Origin of the sequence: Sphingobacterium siyangense (assembly GCF_007830445.1) — a bacterium.
Taxonomy (GTDB): Bacteria; Bacteroidota; Bacteroidia; order Sphingobacteriales; family Sphingobacteriaceae; genus Sphingobacterium; species Sphingobacterium siyangense.
The window spans coordinates 12,992-35,616 of the sequence record NZ_VLKR01000009.1; the positions used below are offsets into that span (position 1 = coordinate 12,992).

Consider the following 22,625-nt stretch of genomic DNA (forward strand, 5'->3'; position numbering starts at 1 on the left):
TCAGCTAAAAACAACAGTAAAAACTCCGATCGATCATTCAATTAGTCCGATCTCTCTGTTTCTAATACTTGGTTGTTCCTTAAATGAAATTGTAGAGGGAATTTGACTCTCGACTTTACGGAGTGCAATAGCGACATTAAAAAAATTGCGTGTTTTCTTTTTATAGGTATAATCGCGTGGTATTATGACCTCATTCACAGACTGCCCTTTGAGGTAATGCTGCAAATAATGACTGTTATCGGTACCCAAAATATCCGCAAAAATACTGAGCTTACGGTTTTTATAGCGTTGATAGATTCCGCTACAGGCTTTTAAAAAAGATTCAGATTGAAGTGTTTCCAGTTGATCTTCCAATCCAATTCCGAGTAATTCACTCGCAGAAGTGCTGCTTTTATTGCCATACACAAGAATAATATCGATAGAATCAGCCATTGACTCTTCAATACTTTGACGCACAAAATGGAGTGAGTCAACTGTAAAATCACTAGGTATTAATATACGCGTTGTTTTAGCCATGCCTTTTTTTAACAAAGTTAAAACGCACATATGGCAACGGAATGAATCTAAAATTAGCTTTCCATTAGAAAGCGAGCAACAGTATTAAAATGAGATTAGAAATGCAGTTGAAATTAAAACCACATTAAAATCGAAGGTAAGTGGGTAGTTCAATTTCTACAGTGGTGCCTTCACTCACAACAGAATTGACCTTCAATGTACCACCATGCAACTTAATAATATTTCTGGCCAAAGGAAGTCCAATACCATAACCGTCAATGCCACTCGTATTGGACGCTCTAAAATAAGGATCGTAGATATGATCCAATTCGCGGGAGGGTATTCCGATACCTTTGTCTTTTATTAGAATAAAGACTTTATTGTCCAATGCCCCTAAAGCAATATAAGCGGTTCTATCGGATGAATACTTACACGCGTTGCTGATAATATTGGATAGCGCAAGCTGTAACAAAATTGCATTTCCATTCACCTTAAGTCGCATACTATCATCTGGTAATAGACTGAAATCTGTGATAATCTTAAATTTATCATTGATGGCCTTAACAGTCAGCTCGGCGTCCATCACGATCTGATCAATACGAACGGGGCTAAATGCGGTCGCATTATTAACAAAACCTGTACGCGCCAACAGTAAAAGTGCTTTTGTTTTCTTTTCCAAATGCTCTGCCGACTCAATGATCTTAAATAATGTTCGTTGGTACTCCGCTGTTGTTCGTTCTTTGGATAAAGCAAGATCTGCCTGTCCTATGATGGATGTCAATGGTGTATTTAGCTCATGTGATGCATTGCTGATAAAGTTCTTTTGTGTTTCGAAAGAAGTTTCCAAGCGCGTCAACATCCGGTTAAATGTGAGTGCCAGGCCATGAAGCTCACCTTTGTATTTATCCTCATCCAATCGTTTATAAAGATTTTCCGAACCAATCTCTTGCACCTCTTTCATCATGGTTAGTATTGGCTTTAAGAACGAACGTTTCATAAAAACCGAAACAACGAATATAAAGAGAATCCCCAAAATCAGACTTATAATAAGCAGATTACGAAGGTAGGCCAAATGGTGTGTATAAAAGTAATTTTCAGCGGAAGCGCCCACAATATACTTTCGACCATTTTGCGAAAAATATTTAGTTGAATAGAATTGATTACCCGACTTGAAATTTGAGCTTCCTTTTTTATTGATTTTATCCCAAAGTTCTTGATGAAATCCTTGGCTTCTTAAAATAGCACCATTGCTATCAAATTCCACCAAAAATTCATGCTGATTATTGAGATTTTCTATAAAATCAAGGCTCCACTGATCAGCCTGGGAGGCGGATTTACTATTCAGAAATTTTTCAGCAGCAATATTTCGCCGCAGATCGAGCCGTTTATAAAAATCTGTAAAAGCAAAATTTGTAACGGAATAAAAAATAAAGCCAACAAAACAACTCACATAAATGACCAGAATTGCAATGAGATAAATAAGCTTTCGATTGTAATTGTGCATTTTTAAATATTCAGTCTTCTATTTTTAGAACATATCCCATACCAATAACCGTGTGGATCGCTTTTTTGCTCGTTATTTTTTCAATCTTTTTTCTCAAATAATTCACATAAACATCGACGACATTTGATCCAATATCGAAATTTATCCCCCATATTTTGTCCAAAAGCTCCGTTCTCTCAAATACCTTTTTGGGGCTCTGAATAAACAACAAGAGTAAACGATACTCTGTACTTGTCAGATTGAGTTCCTGCCCCTCACAGTAGGCTATTTTTTTATAATCATCGATACTCAGAAAACCATAACTAAATGTGTCTTTCGAGGGCTGTAACTCACGTTGTGTTGCCTGTACGATAGACTGTTGCCTGCGGATCAATGAACGTATCCGAGCCTTCAATTCAATGAGCTTAAAGGGCTTGGAAAGATAGTCATCGGCACCATTATCGAGTCCGAGCACCACATTTTCTGGAGTACCAAGTGCAGTCAGCATCATAACAGGTAAATCGGTATACCCCCACTGTCTGATCTGCTTACAAATATCCAGGCCATTGGTTCCCGGCAAAAGAATGTCCAATAGCACAAGAGAGACATCTTGCTTCGCCAAAAGCTGTTCCAGACCTTCCGAACGCCCCAGATGAATGACCCTATAGCCATCCTCGCCTAAGCCTTGTACGATCAAATCAGCAACATCCTGTTCATCTTCAACCAAAATAATTTTTTGCTCCTCCATATTCGTCATGATGTGTAGCTCTCTGTAATGAACTACGATCCAAACCATAAAAATAACGTTTTGACACAAGAGACACAAATCCCATTTTTGCCCGAATCCACACAAAAAGAATCTTGCTCTATTTTGCAAAAGAGAAAGCGCTGTGTTCATCGATCGTGAAACAGCGCTTTCGTCCTAGTATTTAATTGGTTCAGCTATAATTCTACTTTACCCATTAACGGGTCTGTCTTACTTGATTTACCAGTCTCTATATGTCCAGCATAGCGGAATTTGACCGCATGATCTTCTGAACACGTTATTTCGATATCATACCAACCTTCACTCTTGCTGCAATCGATTTCAACCAAAGCAGGATCATCCTTGCGCATTGCTTTCGCATGGAAAAGATCATAGGAACAGTCTTTAAGAAATAAATCCCAATTTAGCGACTCTGATTGTACACAAAGAATAGGCTTTCCAGCAACTACTTTCGTATACACATCAATAGCTGGAATATGCGACTTTGCGCCTTCAATCGCACGATAGAAACCATTAGGGCCATGCAATGCAAATGATATGTACTCTCCTACAATTTTATCGAGTTCCCATTCATACGCTAATTGATCCCCTTCCCGTACCGTAAAATTCCAAACTTTACCCGCCGCATGGCCATCATACGCCACATAGGAAATAACATGATAAGGCAGACCCGCTCCCGCTTTAGCTGTATTGAGCCTTCTTTCCAAGGTTGAGCTGATGGAAAGCATCGTTGGTGTATGCTGTACTTTTAGCTGCAATTCATAAGGTAAAGCACAAGCATCCTTCCATCCCTGCTCTTGCATCTGCATAGCTGCATGATACTGACCTGTCGATTTGATTTCCTCCAGTTTTTGGCTGTCGATTTTCACAAAATCTGTTGGGAGCTTTTTATTCCTGGCGGAGAATATACGTTCAACATACCCGTCTCTGTCTACCGGATTAAGCCTTGTTTTGGAAATGTTATCTACAGGACGAAAAGACGTTGTTAAGTCGCCACAGACCATTCTTCGCCATTGACTGATGTTTTCTTCCCGTATCACCTTACCCGTTTTCTTCTCCAAAAAATGTTCTAAAAATTGAAGACAGGAGGTGTGGTCAAAAACTTCGGAATTGACCCAACCACCCTTAGACCAGGGTGAAGCTATCACCATTGGTACGCGATAGCCCAAACCAATAGGACTTTCAAAACTTACATGATTACTATTTTTCCTTTTTCGCTCCTGTTCTAGCGTAACATATTCATCCGAAGTGTCGATTTCTGACACGGCACCCTGATCTTTGTTCGTGCTCAATGGCGGAACAAAAGGAGCGATATGGTCAAAATATCCATCATTTTCGTCATAAGTTAAGATGAAAATTGTCTTTTTCCAAACCTCAGGGTCTTTGGTCAATATATCGAGGACTTCGGATACGTACCATGCCCCATACCAAGGTGAGCCCGGATGATCCGAAAAACGACAAGGTGCCACTAACCACGACACTGTAGGTAATTGGCGATCTTCAACATCTTTTCTAAACTGATAAAAAACATCTCCGGCTGGCACCTCAACTTCCTGCCGCTTTCCACCTTCTTTATAACTTAATTTATCAAGTTTGTGAAAGTTGGGATCAGCTAGATTAGTCACAAATGCATTGTGATGGATATCTTTTTCGAACTGGGATAGCTTTTCAAAATTCTCGGGCGTATAATGAATGACATCCCTTTTCAAATCCTCCAATTCCGCTTTGGCTTTGTGCAGCAATTCTTCTTTTGGATTTGTTTCCAAAAATTTATGCAGCTCTTTTACCCGTTCTTTCATCCACTGATAATGTGCCAAATGATATCTTACACCATATTGTTGGTGAAACTCCAGGTTGTTATCTGTAAAATTGGCCAACCAATCTTCCTCTTCTCCTTTAAAGCCTACTGGTAAACTTAGTTCATTTTGATAAACTTTCCACGAGACCCCTGCTTTTTGCAGTCGTTCAGGATAGGTTTTCCATTTGACATCCTTGTAGTTGATCTGACCATTGTCTACATGCGCAACAGATTCGGGATTACGGGGTTCTTCGCGCACTGTACCAGTCCAAAAATACGATCGATTAGCGCTCGTTCCCGTCAGTGAAGAACAAAAATGCTGGTCACAAATTGTAAATGCATCTGCAAAAGCATAATAAAAAGGAATATCCGCACGGTTATAATAACCCATTGTTAAAGGCATAGCCTTATATTCTGAATTGCCAGAGCTCTTTGCTTCCAACCAATTATCCATTTTCCCGTCATGACGAGCAGCAACCATATCACGCCAACCATGCGGAAGCGACCCCATCCAAGTCGATTTACTATTGACGATATCTAAATGGAAAGGTGCAAAATATGCACCTTCCTTATTTCCTTGTATCCATACAGGTAGGCCATTCGGCAATTTCATCGCGCGGGGATCGTTAAAGCCACGTACACCCTTCAAAGTTCCAAAACAGTGGTCAAACGATCTGTTTTCCTGCATCAAAAAGACAACATGTTCGGCATCCAAAAAAGTTGATCCTTTTGGAGCTTCAATCGCCAAGGCTTTTTGTATTGATTCAGGCAGCCAGTTTATGGCGACTGTACTCCCTGCCAGCATGGCTGCTTTTTTTAAAAATACCCTCCTTGAATCCATTATTTTAACCACCAAGTCTGTAAATTAATATTGTCATTTCCGCCAAATTGTAATTTGATCGCATCAGATACATTCGCCGTATTATTATTGTACTCATCTTGAGGATACATCCAGCGATAGGCTGTTTTCACATTCGCCGATTTACGGAAACTCGGATATCCCGTGCGCAAATGATCAAAATAAGCCGAGTATCCCCCCTGATGAAATGAGCGCAGGTATTTCTGCATCAAGATACGTTCGAGCTTTTGCTCATTGGAGCTAGCTCCGTCAAGACTTACCGAATTTTGTTCAAGATATTTGGCCGCTTGTGCTTCATTTGTATAAGTTCCCAAATTTTTCGCATACTTTTCATAAAATTTGAACGATGCCTGTACTCCTTTGGTATACGTTGCATTGAGATCGCCCGTTATCCAACCTTTCAAAATGGCTTCAGCCAAAATAAACTGCATCTCCGAACAGCCCAATAAGACCAATGGCTCAGCTGTGGGATCTTGATAAAATCGTTCGTGGACTTTCGATAATTTACCTAATACGGCTTTTGCATTCACCTGTGCATAAGGAACAATCGGATCTCCGCCTTCATAAGCCGTAAAGTCATTAATCGCTTTACCCGCTTCTTTACCCAGTCTTGTTTGTGTAGCGACGACAAATAACCGCGGATCTTTCAGGTCCTGCAATCGTTGGATAAAAGTGGAATCCATATACATTCCCGATCCATAACCGCTAGAGTTAAATTCAGGATAGCGATTACCCTCTTGATTCAAAAAGATGAGTTGCCCATCTTCAGCACCACTAACATCAGTGATTCTAGACTCATTGGTAAATATTTTTGAAAATTCTGTTGCTGCATTAAATGGAAGATCAGTCGTTTTCTTCGAAAGCGTCAATAATACTTTTAGGCGAAATGAATTGACTAACTTGTTCCAATTGCCACTATTTCCACCATAAATAATATCCCCATTTATGGTGTTATTGTTCTTCTTCAGAATAATACTTGCTTCCTCGAGCTCCTTCAATACACCCACCAAAACGTCTTTCTGTGTATCGTATTTCGGCGCAAAAATTGCCGAATTTTCACCCTTTGCTGCTTCTGAATAAGGGACATCACCAAACGTTAAGGTAAGATTATAAAAATAATACGCACGGAAAAATTTTGCTAATGCCAAATAACTTTCAGCGCCAATACGTTCAGCTTCTTCCGTCATCTTGGTAATATTGCGAAGATTACCATATTGCTCAAAGCTTCCCCTTTGCCAATTATAAATTTGATTCGCATTTTCACCATCTGTTTGCACAATCATTTTCAAGGCATATAGTGGTGAGGTACCATGCCAGGTCCGAAAAGCATCCCATTCTACCTTCGTCAATAAAGCTTGCGGGTGGGTTGTTGTCGCTTCATTTGGATTAACATTTACTTCAGTCAATTTCTGACAAGAAGTCATGATTGAAAGAGAAAATAATCCAAGAAATATATGTTTATTAAATAATTTCATCGTACTACGTTATTAAAACTTAAAATCTAGAGAAAAACCAATATATCGCGTGGAAGGATCTTGTAAGTTTCCATCGTTCCCAACACCAAAATCAGGATCGATATAAGGTACTTTCTTCCACATAGCCAAATTATAGCCAAATAGTGATGCATTTAAGGCCGTAAGCTGTTTTAATTTAAACACCTTATTGACATCATAACCTACCGAAAGTCTACGCAGTTTTACAAATGATCGATCAAACACATTGGCAAACAGTTTACTCTCAGACTCTGTAACTCTGGCCTGGTAAGGATAATTTTGACTCCAAGCCTGCCAATCAACAGCTTTTGTATTACTTGTATACGTTCGGGTATCTGAAGTAATATTACCGTTCACGTCGCGGGTAAGCTCACCCCCTGTTACGATCACCCCATCTGGTACAAAAACTGGTTTCCCTGCATCATATTGTTCCTGACGATATAAGACCGAAGAAGGATGCTTTCCACCCCACCACATTTTTTCTATGGTTGTCGAATTCATCACGCCGCCAATAGATCCGTCGAAATCAAGATTTACCTGAAATCCCTTAAATTTGAACTGGTTTGCAAAACCAAATTGCCAGTCCGGTTGAAAGTAACCTAAATACTGTGGAAATGGATTTTTGGTCGGCATACCCGTATTCGGATTCAAGATAACCTTACCATCAGCCGATTTTTCCCAGACAGTACCATAATAGCTGTCTGCACGATCGCCTTTTTTAAGATTACCGTATTTCGCTTGGTTATTGTAAATTTCTTCCAAACGCTGAATTGCACGAGACCAGTTAACAGTAGACGTCCACGAAAATTGTTCATTTTTAATTATATTCCCTGTCAAAGAAATCTCCAATCCTTTTGTACGGTATTTATTTCCATTTACTTTACGCGAAGTAAAAGCGGATGCTTGGGAAATACTCAAATCGATGATCTGATTTTTATCAACAACATTATAGTACGTTACATCAGCCGAAAGCCTATTTTTAAAGAAAGCCATAGAAGCACCAATTTCTAAGGAAATGGACTGCTGCGGAAGGATATCAGGATTAATAATACCTACAGGATAGGTTACTGATGGCGTCGAACCATAGGTAACATCTTTTTTATAAGTCGCAGCAATGCTATAAGGATCCAGATCAGAAGATACTGATGCCCAGGAACTGTACAATTTAACAAAGTCAATTTGCGCTGGCAGTTTAAAATAATCGGAGATAACACTACTTAGTGAAACCGATGGATAAAAGAATGACTGATTTGCCTTTGATAATGTGGATGACCAGTCATTTCTTCCTGAAAAATTCAGATAGGTCGACTTAAACACATTTAAGTTTACCGACGCATAAGCACTTCGGATTATTTTCTCAGTTGTTGTATTTGTTGCCTTAACTGGACCTTGGGTATTGCCTAAGTTGTAGACAAATGGTACAACTAAACCATCAGTAGTTTGATAAAGCTCACGATAATCTCTTTTGAAAGTGGAAGATCCCGCATTAACGGTTACACCGAAATTATCAGACAACTGCTTAATATAGGTTGCTAAGACGTCCGCATCAAAATTGAGCTGCTTGCTATCCCAGTTTTTATAATCCCCATTCCGTGAATCGCCATAATTCATATAAGACTTAGGACTCTGCATGTCCTGGAATAGATTTTTTTGTCTTGCTGCAGCACGACCTTTGATGGTAAATTCAGGTGAAATACGCCAAGTTAAAGCAGTCTGCCCGGCCAAAATATCCTGATCGTATACTTGGTTCAACTCATTAGCTGCAAAATAAGGGTTGTTGTACCAAGCATAGTTATAGTTTGCTTGACGATAGCCTTCCTGTCCCGGAATATAGAGGTGATCCTTTAATTCCTGTCCATTTACATCATTTCCCATCCACAACAAAATCGTATACATATGATTTTTAGGTCCATATCCATACCTTGGATAATTTGGAGATTTCACTTTGTTATAGGATAAGTTAAGATCTAATTGTACCTCAGGAGTAAAACGGTAAGAGGTATTCAAATTTAATCCACCTGTAGAAAGCTTTGTATTGGGCACCTGACCTTTTTGATAGGCATATTTTCCTGTTCCAAATATGCTTACCTTTTCCGAACGATACGATAATGTCGCATTATTCTCGGTAATCAGTCCAGTTCCAAGGAAATCCTCTAAATTGTTATGTGCGCCCCAATCAATCGGCACTCTTTCATAACGTGACTTATCATTATACTTGGTTCCACTCACATCACCCCACCAAGGAATCACTTCACCAGTTTGCTTATCACGAATCGGACTGTTCCATTGTGCCACCTTTATTCCGGAGTTCAATTTGGGTCCCCATGTCATATCTCCATCTGAAATCCCCCCATCAGCACCATCCCAAAACTCATATTTACCGTTGGATCCACTTCCGAACTCCTTCTGCGATTCAGGAAAAACTGTAAATCCAGCAGAAAACATATTACTGGTTCCAACCGAAAACTCCAGCCTATCGCTTTTTGCACTTTTGGTTGTAATTAAGATCGCGCCATTTTTACCGCGTGATCCATATAAAGATGAAGCGGCTGTTCCTTTCAGTACATTGATATTCTCTATGTTTTGACTGGACATGTCGTAAAAATCAGATTCTACAGGAATACCATCTACGACAATAAGTGGGCTCTTACCACGCAATTGAAAAGATGGTGCCTGAAAAATCCCCGTTGGATTATTAACGATAAGACCAGATACTTGTCCCGTTAGCGCTGTACCAATATTCATTGTTTTAGACTCTTTAAGTACGTCTAATTTAACTTCTTGAGTAGCGTAACCAATTTGCTTCTTTTGTTGCTTGATACCAATTGCCGTGACAACAACCTCATCCAACTTTGAATCATCCTTTTCCAAAACCACCACAAGATCCCCATCTGTAGCAGTTATTGTAGCTGTTTTATATCCTAAAGAAGAAACACGGATTTGGTCGCCAACCTGACCTTTCAGATTGAATTTACCATTAAACTCTGTACGCGTACTCTGTTTGCTGGTTTCATTGATGATCGTGCCGCCGTCAATAGGTTTGCCGTCCTGATCCTTAACAATCCCTTTAATAATAGCTTGATCGGCAATTTCGAGCTTGGTAGTTTCATTCGCAAAGTTTGCCCATACGCTATCGACATGTGCCGCATTCAGCAATGCAATAGCTAAGGTCACCTGAGCTGTTTTCCTAAATTGAGGTAGTTTAATAGGTTTCATTATTTTGAATTTTGCCCAAAAAAATGAAACCTATATTACTAGAAGATGAGTAGTATATTAACAATGCAATCTTAAAGATTGCTTAACTTAACATTAACATCGTTCGCGCTGCAATGTCTTATACATCAACTTGCATATTGAGCTTCCGCGTGCTTCGTCGAACCGCATAGATGACTATAATGAAAATAATCCAATCTATCGCCGCGCTCGCTACGTAAATGCTGTGTACACCAAAATATTTTGGCGCAATAATTAAGATAGGAATATAAAATACAACCTGTCGCAATACACTGATAAAAGTCGCAGGCTTGGCATGATCAATGGAAGGAAACCACACCATCGCCATAAAAATAAATGGAAGAACCAATAAAACACTCATGTAAATTCTGAAATCCATTAGCTGCTGTATTGAAAAAATCGCTTCTGGTATCAGTATCGATATCACAGCAACGGGATGAAGCATCACCAGCAACCAGAACGGAAGCAGAATCAGCAGCCCAGTAATGGCAAATAAACGGTACGAATTGATACTTCTCGTATACTGCCCAGCACCATAGTTCATCCCCGTTACAGGCTGCAAAGCCCGCATAAGCCCCCATAGTGGGGTATTTAATAAAATATAAAGCCGATTGACCGCCGTAAAAAACGTAATATCCATATCATTTCCGTAATTGGCCAATGCGTTGAAGACAACAATATTCTGGATTACAATCATGACCATCATAATAAACCCGGGCATTCCTAATGAAAGCGTTTCTTTTAAAATCGATAAATCCCAAGATAAAGACCAAAACTTTGTTTTGAACGAAGCCTTTCCCCCGGCGTAATACCATACACCTAAAAATGTGTAGATGATCATCGATATATTGGTTGCCCAAGCTGCCCCTGATACACCCCAACCAAAGTGTTCTATAAAAACCGGTTTAAGTAAGACATCAACAAGCAATCCAATTGCAATCATCCAGGCCGCAGTTTTCATAAGACCCTCTGCACGAATAATCATGTTGAGGGCCAAACCATAAATCCAGAAAAAACTACCCAATATGGTTGTTCGAAAGTAATCCACCCCAAGAGCCAATATATCACCTCTACCACCCATCATGTAGACCAATTTGTCGGCAAATGCATAGCAAGGGAGCGTAATTATAAGAGAGAAAATAATAGTCAAAAAATGCACCGTACCAAATGACCTATGTAATTTCTCCTGTTGATCCCCACCTATCCAAATACTAATTGCCGCCCCCATACCTGTTCCGATCAGAGTACCAAAACCTTGTGCAAATTGGGCTAAAGGATAGGTTACACCGACAGCTGCCAACGCTGTATTGTTAATCAGATGACCAACAAAAATACCATCCAGAAAATTGTTCAGACCATACAGGACCATTGCAATCACGGCAGGCCACGACATCTGCCACATCACTCTACTTAACTTACCGTTTAAGATCAGTTGTTTCTGTTTCTCCATAACCTATCGTAAACGTTAGGCCTGGATTTCTTCACTCTCACTACGGCGATCTGTAGCAGATTTATCTTCAGCAACTCCGGCTTTCCAATACGAATAAGCATAAAGCTCCTCTCTTCCCCAACCGAGATCCTTACGCAAATAATTGCGAATCTCCTTAACTGTCGAAAATTCAGCAGCTACATAAGCAAATTTATCCGCTACAGGCAAGGATCTGATCTTCACCAAATCCGCCAAAAGGCTACCTTCCTGTGGCGTATCATTATGTAACCAAATAAAATCAATAGCAGCCTTAGTCTTCAATTGCTGTATATCTTCGCTACCATGTACTTCAATCATACAGATTCCCTTTGCCAAAGGTGGCAAATCTTCTAAGATTGCCCCCAGAACAGGAATTGCAGTTGCATCCCCAACAAGGAGATAGTTAGCTGCAACTTCATATAGAGAGGTCTTACCTGCTTTCATTAGAATCCCAAGCACATCGCCAGGTTTTGCAGCCATAGCCCAAGCTGAAGCTGGCCCCTCATCACCATGGGCAACAAAATCAATCCATACCTCATTTCTATCAAGGTTGATACCGCGATGTGTATAAGTTCGAACTGTTGGCCTAATCGCCTCATCCATCGGCTTCCACTGCCCTCGTTCATAATCAAATTCTGGAAAATAAATGCGATCTACATGCTTTGGCGGAATCAAGATCTTGTTATTGACTCCGACGGTCGTATTAGCGATTTGATCTACACCATCACCAGTCAAATAAACACGAATATAATGTGGCGTCAGGTATTCTTTTCTACTTACAGTCAGGGCGAGCTGTATTACTTTCATTTCAGTTTTTCCCATGATTTTCTAATTACGTACATATTTGATCAAAAGACCATTATTAAGAATCTTTCTAAACAAAGGTAGTTATTCGACTTTTATCAAACCCGATTCATGCGCTATTAAAACTTCCGTAAGAAGGAATAAAAGGTCCGTAAAGTGTAAAAAAAACTATTCCACATTACAAGGTATTTTTTAGCTTACTCGGTGGGATTCCAAATTTACGTTTAAAGGCGTCCGAAAAATGGCGTTGATTTTTGTAACCAACCAAATCAGAAACTTCACCGATTGTTCGATCTTCATCTAAAATCAGTTTCTTGGCATGTTCCATTTTTGCGTCATGCCAAAAACCAAAAACAGTCGTACCAAATAGCTCCTTAAAACCTTTTTTCAATGTGAATTCATTGGTACCCACCAGATGCGCGAGATTGACTAGTGTACTATTGGTATCCATATTTTTTAGTAGAAACTCACGAACGGCATATATCTTATCGATATCGGCTTTTTTTAACGAAACTGCTACAAAATCCTCTTCCTGAAACTGTTCCAATTGAAGAAGCAAGAGCTCCATAATCTTTGCTTCCAGGAAAATTTTCTTAAAAATTCCCTTTCGTTGACAATTGATTATATCGTCGATAATTTCATACATATCGTGGGTAATCCGTCTATGCATATTGGTCAGCAATCCCGATTTACCACGGTCAATAGCATTCCGAAAATCTGCAAAGAATTTATAATCTTCGGGCAGGAATCTTTTAAAAAATTCGGGCGATAAGTTTATTTCACATAACTGAAACTCCTGATTCCCCCACTCCATTTGACCACACATTGAATTTCCGTAAATAATATTATGCTGGTATGTCTCAAAATTTACACCTAAGGGCATCATTTCGCCACTCGCCTGACTATTGCCTTTTAAGGCAAAGTGCATTTCAACTGTTTCAAAATCACTTTCAAAACGAAACCGCATCCGTTTAAATAACTGTGCATGACCGTAACCAATATGAATACCATCGAAGAAAACCTCCTTATAAAAACCTTTTCCAAATGTAGTATCTAAATGTGTTACAGATTCATAAATTCCAGTGTCGACAGAAAAGTAGGTACTTGGGTAAGTCCGCTCCAATAATAAATTGGGTGAATCAATATCATATAATCTTAGTGCCATTTTTAATTCCTTTTAGGATTCAAATAGTCTTACGCACATTAGGCAATATACCTTAACAGAAATATTCCCTTCGACGGACATTTTACTCCTTTATGCAGACCCCATAACAATAGAATGCCTGCTATCTTTGACTAAAGTATAAAATTATTTAGAATCATTCTTAATTATTTGAAAAATAATTCACTATGGATACAAATAGAAATCAGGATATGGCAGACAACTTTCCACTCATCCAGGATAGCATTTATAATAACATCAAGATTGCCAATCCAAATGCAACGAAACATGACATTATTTTAGCCGCAGAAAAAGCGAAAGTCTTAGATTTCGCCTGGGAATTTCCAAAGGGGCTCGACACATGGATTGATGATAGCAGATATCCTTTATCCAGCATACAACAACAACAAATTCAACTGGCCCGTAAATTTTTAAGGGCATTGTCGTAATGACAATGCCCTCCTTATGCTATGCCGGGTAGCGTACTGGGGGAGCATAACTATTTAATCACCTCAGTTTACAATAACCAGCCCTTTACGAGATCGTTATGTTTCTTGACCCATTCTTTTGCCGTAAATGCTTTGTCCTGGCTTCCCTGCATTTTTGACAACAAATCAGCCATTGTTGATTCATCGAAGTAGACTTTGGAGAAAAATCGGGCTAGCTCAGGCTGCTCAATGTTAAAGTTTCCCCGTGCAAAAATTTTAATTTGCTCGGCATCACCCAATGTCTTTTTGGGGTCATCCAAAAACTTCAATTTCATTTTAGCAAACATCCAATGCGGCTGCCAGCCAGCTACCACAATCCAACGTTTTGCTTTGATTGCATTTTGCAATTCCGTGATCATAGCTACGGTAGATGAGTTCACATGCTTATAATCGAGGCTATAATCTTTGATCACCTGATCCACGGCACGTGTTATTCCAGCCCCTTTTTCTATTCCAATGATCCGTTTATCAAACTCTTTTTCATGTTTTTTCAACTCTTCAATTCCATCAATTGTTACGTAATCCGGTACAACAAGTCCATTTCGCGCATGGTTATAACTCGTTCCAAGCTCTTCAATATTGGGGAATTTAGCCACTTTACTTCCATGGGTCAATGGCAGCCAGACATCCATATATAGATCTGTATCGCCATTGTTCATGGAGGCTAAGATCATATCTGGCGTAGCCCGCTGGACAACAACATGATATCCCTTTTCTTCCATAATAACTTTTGCGACCTCTGTCATTGCGACCCCTTCGGCCCAGCCATCGACCATACCGATATGAATAATATTTTTATTCCGACCTGTGCTGCATGACGCAAGCAACAACACCATCAGACACAATACCATACTTTTTATTTTCCTCATACTATGCTTTCTTTTTTACAAAGCCCTGCGTGATTCGATCCAAAATAATAGCGAGAATCACAACGGACAAACCACTTTCAAAACCAAGACCAATATCCAAGTTATTAATACCCTCAAGCACTTTTTCTCCCAAGCCACCAGCAGCAATCATTCCGGCAATAACAACCATAGATAAAGACAGTAATATGGTCTGATTGATCCCTGCTAAGATTGTTTTTGTAGCCAAGGGCAGTTCTACTTTAAATAAGATCTGACTATTGGTCGCGCCAAATGAACGTGCAGCTTCAACGATATCTTTTGGAACCGCATCAATCCCTAAAGTCGTCAAACGGACGGCAGGTGGCATAGCGAAAATAATGGTAGCAAAAGCTCCCGGGACTTTACCGATACTAAAAAATAACACCGCTGGAATCAAGTAAACAAAGGCAGGCATCGTCTGCATTAAATCAAGTAAGGGCCGAATGATTTTCGCTGCTAGTTTATTCTTCGCGGCCCACACACCCAAAGGAACTGATATAACCAATGCTGTTAGTGTAGCGACCAACACCAGGGCCAAAGTCTCCATCGTTGCAATCCAAAATCCCATCAGATAGATCAATGTTAATCCCACCAACGTTGTCAATGCAACCCCTTTCCCAGATTTCCACCAGGCTAAACCTGTAAATAATGCGATGATAATAAAAAAAGGTATCGTTGTTAGCACCCATTCCAGTCCAATAATGGATGCATTCCCCGTATTTTTTATCAAGTTAAAAAATGGTTCTAAATGATCTGTCAGCCAATTTACAGCTACAGCGATGTATTGTCCTATATCGATTACTTTATTCATTTCTACTGATTATTTGCTTTCTCTTTTAATTCAATAATTTCTTCTTCATTATACTTTGTCGCTTCGATAATCAACGATGTCTGTGTTACGATCCCCAACAAACGATTATGTTCATTCACCACAGCGATTGGCGACCGGATCTCCGATATCAGGGGCAACATTTCTTCAACGGTCACCTCTTTTGATACTGTTGGAACGGTAGTATGTATAATGGATTCTACGGTAGGTTCCCTACGCTTTGCAGATTGAATGACTTCATTCATGTGAACAAAACCAAGAAAAGTCTCATGAGCATCAACTACAGGGAGAATTTCAATTCCTGTCGACCGCATTTTCCGTAGAGCCCCCTCAGGGCCATCTTTTTTGAAACGTACAACAGTAGGTTTCTCAAACATCAGGGAACCTGCCGAAATGATAGACTTGCGATCCACTTTTTCAACGAAGGCTTTAACATAGTCACTTGCTGGATTTGTCAAGATATCTTCCGCGGTACCGATCTGTTCGATGACACCATCCTTCATAATAGCAATACGATCGCCCAATTTGATTGCTTCATCGAGATCATGGGTAATAAAAACGATCGTCTTTTGTAAATTATCCTGCAACTCCAATAGCTGATCTTGCATTTCGGTTTTAATCAGGGGATCTAGTGCTGAAAATGCCTCATCCATCAGCAATACTTCGGGATCATTGGCAAGTGCCCGAGCCAGTCCAACCCGCTGTTGCATACCACCAGATAACTGAGACGGTAACTGTTGCTCAAATCCACTCAGTCCTACTACATCCAGCGCTTTCTGAGCTTTAGATTCCCGTTTTTCCCGTTCTTCCCCTCTTAGTTCTAAACCAAAAGCGGCATTGCTTAATACGGTATGATGTGGCAACAGACCAAACTTTTGAAAGACCATACTCATTTCTGTCCTACGGACTTCAAGAAGATCTTTATTATTTTTCCCTGTAATATCCTCTCCATTGACAAATACCTTTCCCGATGTAGGTTCGTTCAATCGATTAAGACAACGGAGCAGCGTAGATTTCCCACTCCCTGATAGTCCCATTATAACAAAGAATTCACCCTCGAAGATTTCAAAATTAGCTTTGTTGATTCCGATCGTGCAATCTGTCTTTGCCAAGATTTCTTTTTTGGAGAAACCCTCATTTAGTAATTTCAAAGCTTGCTTCTTCTGTTTTCCGAAAACAAGTACCAAGTCTTCAACTTTTACTTTTACCTTACTAGTTTTATCCATTTTTTAATTTTTTTAAACATAAATAAACCATAAGGGCATGAGTGATCCACTAAGGCCATACGCCTACGCTATTTTCTTACAAATAAAAATATCCCTACAGTTGAGTTCGTTTGATCGAAATCTTACTCTTACAGTTCAATCAACTTATTAACTAACATACTTTACTCTCGGTTCGGTAAGAGCAATGATGAAAAAGAAACTAATCTTTTAAAGACGAAATGCTCCATTCAAAAAGCATCTCCAAAATATACTTCAACAAGTATAACGAACAACCTAGGCTGTGCCAAAGGCACAAAGCCATAGCGGAATAAACTCACGCCATTCTGTCTTTTGACAGTACAAAGGTACGAAAAATAAATTAAACGTCTTTTCCCCACCATATACAACTAAAATACAGATAGTTAAAAAAAACGTCGTTATGTTAAAAAAATACGATCAGCAGGCGAAGGGCTCGACCACTGATCGTATTTTCTAAGGGGTATTATTCTCCCCAGTTTGGATTTTGGATGAGGTTAGGATTTAACTGTCGTTCTTGAACAGGTATTGGATATAAATAGTCTTTCTTTTCATCGAAAACTTTTTTGATATGTGCGTTAATAATCACATTTCCTTTATTTCCATTTTCCAATAAGATTTCCGACCCTAATTTCAATAACTGAATGCCTGAAGCACTAGGCTTGTCACCTTCATAAATCCAAACGTCATCTTTACCATCATTATCTAGATCAAACTTACCTGTACCTGGAAAATACATCCCTTTAAATTGCCTTGTGACCAACTGCCCGCTTTTCCATCTTAAGATATCATCCCAACGGAAAGACTCCATAACCAATTCCACACGTCGTTCTCTTCTTATTTCCAATAGTACCCCCTTCATATCACCAACTACATTCGGATAATCTTTAGCTAAAAATGCATCTGGGTTTGATTTAGCCGCTTGCAGATTTAGATTTGGCATACCTACACGATCGCGTAACAACTTAATTGATTTGTCCAAATCAGCCTGGCTCAATGTACCTAACTCTGCTTTCGCTTCAGCATAATTCAATAAAACCTCGGCATACCTAAAAATAGGCATATCATTTTCAGAACGATTGTAATTATCATACTTTACATCACCTACAAATTTGATCAATTGATATCCCGTTACCGAATTCCCAAAGTTCGGTGCAACAACAGCAGCACCTCCTATACGCTTATAGCCTGGTGTACGTATCGTCTGGCTTAGGCGTGGATCACGATTTAGAACCTCTTCTTTAAACATCATTGTTTGGTAATTCGATTTATCGGTAAACCTCGTTCCATCTTTCATCAGATAAGAATCCACCAAATTTTTATCCAATCCAGGTTTCCCATAGGAAGCCGTGATCGTATAATAATTTACATTGTGCCAAATTTGCAAAGCATCCGAGAATTTCCGCGCTAAAATAACCTCTTGCGGCAAACTATTAACACTATAAAACAACGCACCATAAGAGTCTGTTCCCGCGGCATTGTATACACTGTATTGCGCTCCCTCCATAAGCTTACTGGCTGCATCGGCTGCCTTCTCTAACAAACCGTTTGCATCAGTTAGATTAAATTCTGTGTGATATTTACAAATGTTCCTTCAAAAAGTGCGACTCGGGATTTTAAGGCCAATGCAGTCCATTTAGTCACTTTTTCATCACTTTTGGTAGCTGATAGATTAGCAATCGCATAGTCCAGATCAGCGAGAATATTTGATACAACCAAAGTTCTAGGATCCCTTGCCTTCTTAAGTTGTTCTTCGTCATTTTGGTCAATGACCTTGTCATACCAAGGCACATCTCCAAAACGTTTCAGTTTATCGAAATAAAAATATGCCCTAAAAAAACGCGCTTCGGCAGCATAAGGCGCAGCAGTTGTTTCTGAAACTGTATTAAAGCAATTTGCCAAAAAGTAATTGATATTACGAAGATTTGCCCAAGTCCATCCACCGCCACTTATCGGAACCTGTCTTTTTCCGGTCAATTCATCATCCAATGTTGTCTTAACGATATTATCGACCGATTCGTTATAAATACCTTCGGCCGAAGGCAGTGCGGCATCGTAAAATGACTTTGTAAATAGTGCCAAATCCTTTTCAGTTTTAAAGGAAGCCTCAGGAGTAACCGACGACTCAGGCAAACGCTCCAAATAATCTTTGCTACAAGCCATCATGCCGCAGCTCAACAATGCATATATATATACTATCTTTTTCATACTATTAAAATGTTAAATCTAGACCAAATGAAAATGTTTTAGAGATTGGATATGATCTTCCGTTGACCTCTTGAGCCGACTGTTCGGGATCGATATATTTGGAACGGAGCTTAGTCGCCGTCCAAATATTTTCACCTGACACATAAACCCGTGCATTGGCCAATTTCACGCGCTTCAGCCAGGCCTGAGGAACCGTATATCCTACGGTTAGATTTTTTAGTCTTATATAAGCTAAATCCTGTAAGTAACGATCCGATTTGACGTTCAAAGATCCACGATCATTTAAGGCAATATAACCTCGTAGCAGTGGATAATAGGCATTTGCATTTTCAGGCGTCCAAATATCTTGTTCAAAATCCTTCGGTACAAAAGAATAATAGGGTCTTGAGTATGGCCCCCAAAACTTATCTGCATTTGCTCCAGGCCACCAATGTTGTCGACCTATCCCCTGAAAGAAAGCCGAGATATCGAATCCTTGCCAATTTGCCCCCAAATTAAAACCAAATGTATAACGGGGTCTGTTATTCCCGATGATAACTTGATCCCCAGGGTTCATCAATGTATTGTCTCCAGCATCAACCTTTCCATCCGGAACTCCATCCTTTCCACCAATGTCAACAAATTTCAAATCTCCAGGATGAAGCTTAGACCAGTCTCCCGGTGCAGCCAACCGTTGTTTGTCCACATAATCCTGATTAACTTTCCAATTGTCAATTTCCGCCTGAGACTGAAAAAATCCATCGGTCCTATAACCCCAAATTTCGCCCAAAGTCTGGCCAACGTAATAGTTACTCAGCAACATTTCCTTATTGTCAAAACGCGTAATCTTCGCTTTGGAATCCGATAGTCCCAATCCAACATTATAGCCAAAAGGTTTTCCATCCAGCTCCAGTTGATCCCGCCAGGCCACAGAAAGCTCCCAGCCCTTATTCTGTAAGTCGCCTGCATTGGTCCGAGGTGAACCGGAACCAAAAACCGCTGGCAATGTCTTACCTGGGATCAACATATCCAACGTATTTCGAATAAAATAGTCAGCAGAAACACTCAAACGATTTCTAAAAAATTCAAGATCTGTTCCAAAATTTAACGTATTCGTCCTCTCCCAGGTTAAATCAGCTGAAATTGGTGTCGGAGCACTCAGGTATTGTGTTTTTGTACCATTGGTTATGTAATTGGACAACCCTGCATTCAACAATTGGATATAACCATACTCAGCAGCCTCTTGCGCATTACCCAATGCCCCATAAGAAACTCTAAATTTAGCTTCATTCAAAACAGGTTTCAGATTTGCCATAAAAGACTCCTCAGAGATCCGCCATCCACCCGAAAAAGACGGGAAAAATCCATACCGCTGATTGGACGGAAATTTAGAAGTTCCATCATAGCGACCATTAACTTCCAAAAGATATTTCCCTTTATAGTTGTAATTCAGCCTTCCAAAGTATCCTCGTAGTGCCCATGTATTTGCATTTCCGAGTAGTTGCATCTGACCAGTCCCAAGAGCAAAGTCATTCAGATCCTCTGACAATAGGTTATTATGTGTTCCACCAATTCGTTTGTATCCGGTAGTCTCCTGGTTAAAACCCACCGTAGCCGCCAACTGATGGTCCCCTAACTGCTTGTTATAATTTGCAAAAAGGTTGAGTGAGTGTTTAGGTCGATTGATAATCGTTTCGGTAAACGTATCATTCCCTAGGTAATTGATCACTCCCGGGAAAACAGACCAAGGCGCTACAGTTCTCCTATTCCAATTGTGTATAGGGTTATAGGTAAAGGTGTAATTCCCCGTTAAGGTCAAGTTTGGCGCCAATTGAAATACCGTCTCAAACATATTGATAAACTCATATTTATCCTCGCCTCCTTTTGACTTTCCATGCAACAAATCTGCGTAAATACCATCACCAATATTATAATTGTTCAACTCGGTCCTATATGTTGCTGTACCATCTGGATTCATTGGCACATAAGATGGTAAAGCATGTACCGTTGTCGAAATAAAATTATTGTTATTATCTGGACTTGTCGCCCATCCCGGATAGGTATAATTCTGATAATTGAGCTGGGTATTTGCACTTACTTTCAACCAAGGGGTCACCTGCGCATTTATGCGCGATCGAACATTATATGCATCGAATTTATCTTGGTTAATTTTCATTAGCCCACCTTTTTCATAAAGACGCCCCGACACATAATAATCAATTTTTTCACTACCACCAGAGAAATTCAACGAATGTTCCATCGATGCCTGTGTTTTTCGATACATCTCATTCCACCAATCTGTATTGCCATAATATACATATTGATCTTTTCCATTTCTATTCTGAATCACTACGGAAGGCAGGCTCGGATCTGTTTTTCGTTTCAATAGTTCAGCATAGTCATCTTCTGTATATCCCGTATAACTATTACCAGTGGCACGAATAAAAGCTTCATCATTTAGTTTCGCGGCATCATATCCGCTCGTCATAAAATCTGTCCGCACAGTCAGTCCAGACCAACCAAAATTATTACTATAATTAATGTTCATTTTTCCGGCCTTTCCTTTTTTGGTTGTTACTAGCATAACACCGAATGCCCCTCGAGCTCCATAAATCGCTGCAGCAGAAGCATCTTTTAAAACGGATATCGATTCAATATCACGCGGATTGATAGTATTGATATTACCTGGGACACCATCAATGAGAATAAGAGGTTGTGCATTAGCTGAGTTTATCGAAGCAAAGCCCCGGATATTAACATTCCCTTCCCCTCCTGGCCTACCATTGGTAAATGTAATATTCAAATTTGGTATTGCTCCCTGCAAAGCCTGAGTAGCATTGGCAACTGGACGGTTTTCAAGTATCTTCGCATCAATCTGTGTAACAGCACCCGTTAAGTTTACCTTTTTTTGCTTACCATACCCGACAACAATTACTTCATCAAGCGATTGATCTGTAGAAACCAGCTGAATCGTTAAAGTTGTTGCCTCTACTTTTACTTGCTGTGTTTCAAAACCGATCATCGACAAGCTCAGTGTATGCCCGATTTTCCCTTCAATGACAAAATCGCCATGCTGGTCAGTCTGTGTAGTTTTACCAGTAGTTAAATTAAAAATTGATGCACCTAAGATAGGTTCACCGGTTGCTGTTTTTACAATGCCTCGGATAGGCCCCTGAAATTTGGCAGAAATTTCAACATCTGGAATAGATGTCAGAAAGACAGGTTTGCTCTTGGCCCACGCGCCGAAAGACATCCCAATCATTACAGGAAGTAATACGTGTTTCGTTTTCCTTAATTTGGTTTTGTTTTTCTTCGGTTACAAAGAAAGGTTATTTAATATTTGTAAATTATTAATAAAGCATTACTAAACAATTAAACGACAATTGGTTAAATCAGTATTAAGATAATATAATTTTAACACGAAACAGAAT

General features: G+C 39.6%; 16 protein-coding genes. 1 reads left to right on the plus strand and 15 read right to left on the minus strand.

Annotation, left to right across the window (positions count from 1 at the left end):
• Positions 1 to 33: 33 nt before the first annotated feature.
• From IQ31_RS09780 to IQ31_RS09820, 9 genes are all read right to left on the minus strand, one after another.
• Positions 34 to 516, minus strand: coding sequence for a hypothetical protein (locus IQ31_RS09780; protein WP_075993473.1), 483 nt, complete (start codon positions 514 to 516; stop codon positions 34 to 36).
• A 124-nt stretch (positions 517 to 640) separates the two neighbouring features.
• Positions 641 to 1,999, minus strand: coding sequence for a HAMP domain-containing sensor histidine kinase (locus tag IQ31_RS09785; protein WP_075993474.1), 1,359 nt, complete (start codon positions 1,997 to 1,999; stop codon positions 641 to 643).
• Between the two features lie 10 nt (positions 2,000 to 2,009).
• The gene (locus IQ31_RS09790) at positions 2,010 to 2,774 is read right to left on the minus strand and encodes a response regulator transcription factor (RefSeq protein ID WP_227550161.1); all 765 of its coding nucleotides are present in this window, start codon (positions 2,772 to 2,774) and stop codon (positions 2,010 to 2,012) included.
• A gap of 146 nt (positions 2,775 to 2,920) precedes the next feature.
• On the minus strand, positions 2,921 to 5,383 hold the full coding sequence (locus IQ31_RS09795) for a phosphocholine-specific phospholipase C (protein WP_208734189.1): 2,463 nt from the start codon (positions 5,381 to 5,383) through the stop codon (positions 2,921 to 2,923).
• Positions 5,383 to 6,876: a SusD/RagB family nutrient-binding outer membrane lipoprotein gene (locus IQ31_RS09800; protein WP_075993476.1), complete on the minus strand. Its 1,494-nt coding sequence runs from the start codon at positions 6,874 to 6,876 to the stop codon at positions 5,383 to 5,385. The genes IQ31_RS09795 and IQ31_RS09800 overlap by 1 nt, the downstream gene beginning before the upstream one ends.
• Positions 6,877 to 6,888: 12 nt before the next feature.
• The gene (locus tag IQ31_RS09805) at positions 6,889 to 10,110 is read right to left on the minus strand and encodes a SusC/RagA family TonB-linked outer membrane protein (RefSeq protein WP_145327866.1); all 3,222 of its coding nucleotides are present in this window, start codon (positions 10,108 to 10,110) and stop codon (positions 6,889 to 6,891) included.
• A 118-nt stretch (positions 10,111 to 10,228) separates the two neighbouring features.
• Positions 10,229 to 11,578: an MATE family efflux transporter gene (locus tag IQ31_RS09810; protein WP_145327867.1), complete on the minus strand. Its 1,350-nt coding sequence runs from the start codon at positions 11,576 to 11,578 to the stop codon at positions 10,229 to 10,231.
• Positions 11,579 to 11,593: 15 nt separating this feature from the next.
• Positions 11,594 to 12,403, minus strand: coding sequence for a siderophore-interacting protein (locus IQ31_RS09815; protein ID WP_244294444.1), 810 nt, complete (start codon positions 12,401 to 12,403; stop codon positions 11,594 to 11,596).
• A gap of 175 nt (positions 12,404 to 12,578) precedes the next feature.
• Positions 12,579 to 13,565, minus strand: coding sequence for a helix-turn-helix transcriptional regulator (locus IQ31_RS09820; RefSeq protein WP_115050491.1), 987 nt, complete (start codon positions 13,563 to 13,565; stop codon positions 12,579 to 12,581).
• Between the two features lie 185 nt (positions 13,566 to 13,750).
• Between IQ31_RS09820 and IQ31_RS09825 the strand changes: the two genes are divergently transcribed.
• Positions 13,751 to 14,011 (plus strand): hypothetical protein, encoded by a 261-nt coding sequence (locus tag IQ31_RS09825; protein WP_046675378.1) that lies wholly within the window; start codon positions 13,751 to 13,753, stop codon positions 14,009 to 14,011.
• Positions 14,012 to 14,079: 68 nt separating this feature from the next.
• Here the strand turns inward: IQ31_RS09825 and IQ31_RS09830 are convergent, their stop codons facing one another.
• The 6 genes from IQ31_RS09830 to IQ31_RS09850 all read right to left on the minus strand — a co-directional run bounded on the left by IQ31_RS09830 (position 14,080) and on the right by IQ31_RS09850 (position 22,447).
• Positions 14,080 to 14,919 (minus strand): glycine betaine ABC transporter substrate-binding protein, encoded by an 840-nt coding sequence (locus IQ31_RS09830; protein WP_088162284.1) that lies wholly within the window; start codon positions 14,917 to 14,919, stop codon positions 14,080 to 14,082.
• A gap of 1 nt (position 14,920) precedes the next feature.
• Complete coding sequence (locus tag IQ31_RS09835) at positions 14,921 to 15,748, minus strand: ABC transporter permease (protein ID WP_075993479.1); 828 nt, start codon at positions 15,746 to 15,748, stop codon at positions 14,921 to 14,923.
• A gap of 2 nt (positions 15,749 to 15,750) precedes the next feature.
• Positions 15,751 to 16,992, minus strand: coding sequence for a quaternary amine ABC transporter ATP-binding protein (locus IQ31_RS09840; RefSeq protein WP_075993480.1), 1,242 nt, complete (start codon positions 16,990 to 16,992; stop codon positions 15,751 to 15,753).
• A gap of 481 nt (positions 16,993 to 17,473) precedes the next feature.
• Complete coding sequence (locus IQ31_RS27860) at positions 17,474 to 18,550, minus strand: RagB/SusD family nutrient uptake outer membrane protein (protein ID WP_244294447.1); 1,077 nt, start codon at positions 18,548 to 18,550, stop codon at positions 17,474 to 17,476.
• 14 nt (positions 18,551 to 18,564) lie between these two features.
• A complete protein-coding gene (locus IQ31_RS27865; RefSeq protein WP_244294449.1) occupies positions 18,565 to 19,215 on the minus strand; it encodes a RagB/SusD family nutrient uptake outer membrane protein in 651 nt (216 codons plus the stop codon).
• Positions 19,216 to 19,219: 4 nt separating this feature from the next.
• Positions 19,220 to 22,447, minus strand: a complete 3,228-nt coding sequence (locus tag IQ31_RS09850) for a SusC/RagA family TonB-linked outer membrane protein (protein ID WP_244294450.1) — start codon at positions 22,445 to 22,447, stop codon at positions 19,220 to 19,222.
• Positions 22,448 to 22,625: the final 178 nt, after the last annotated feature.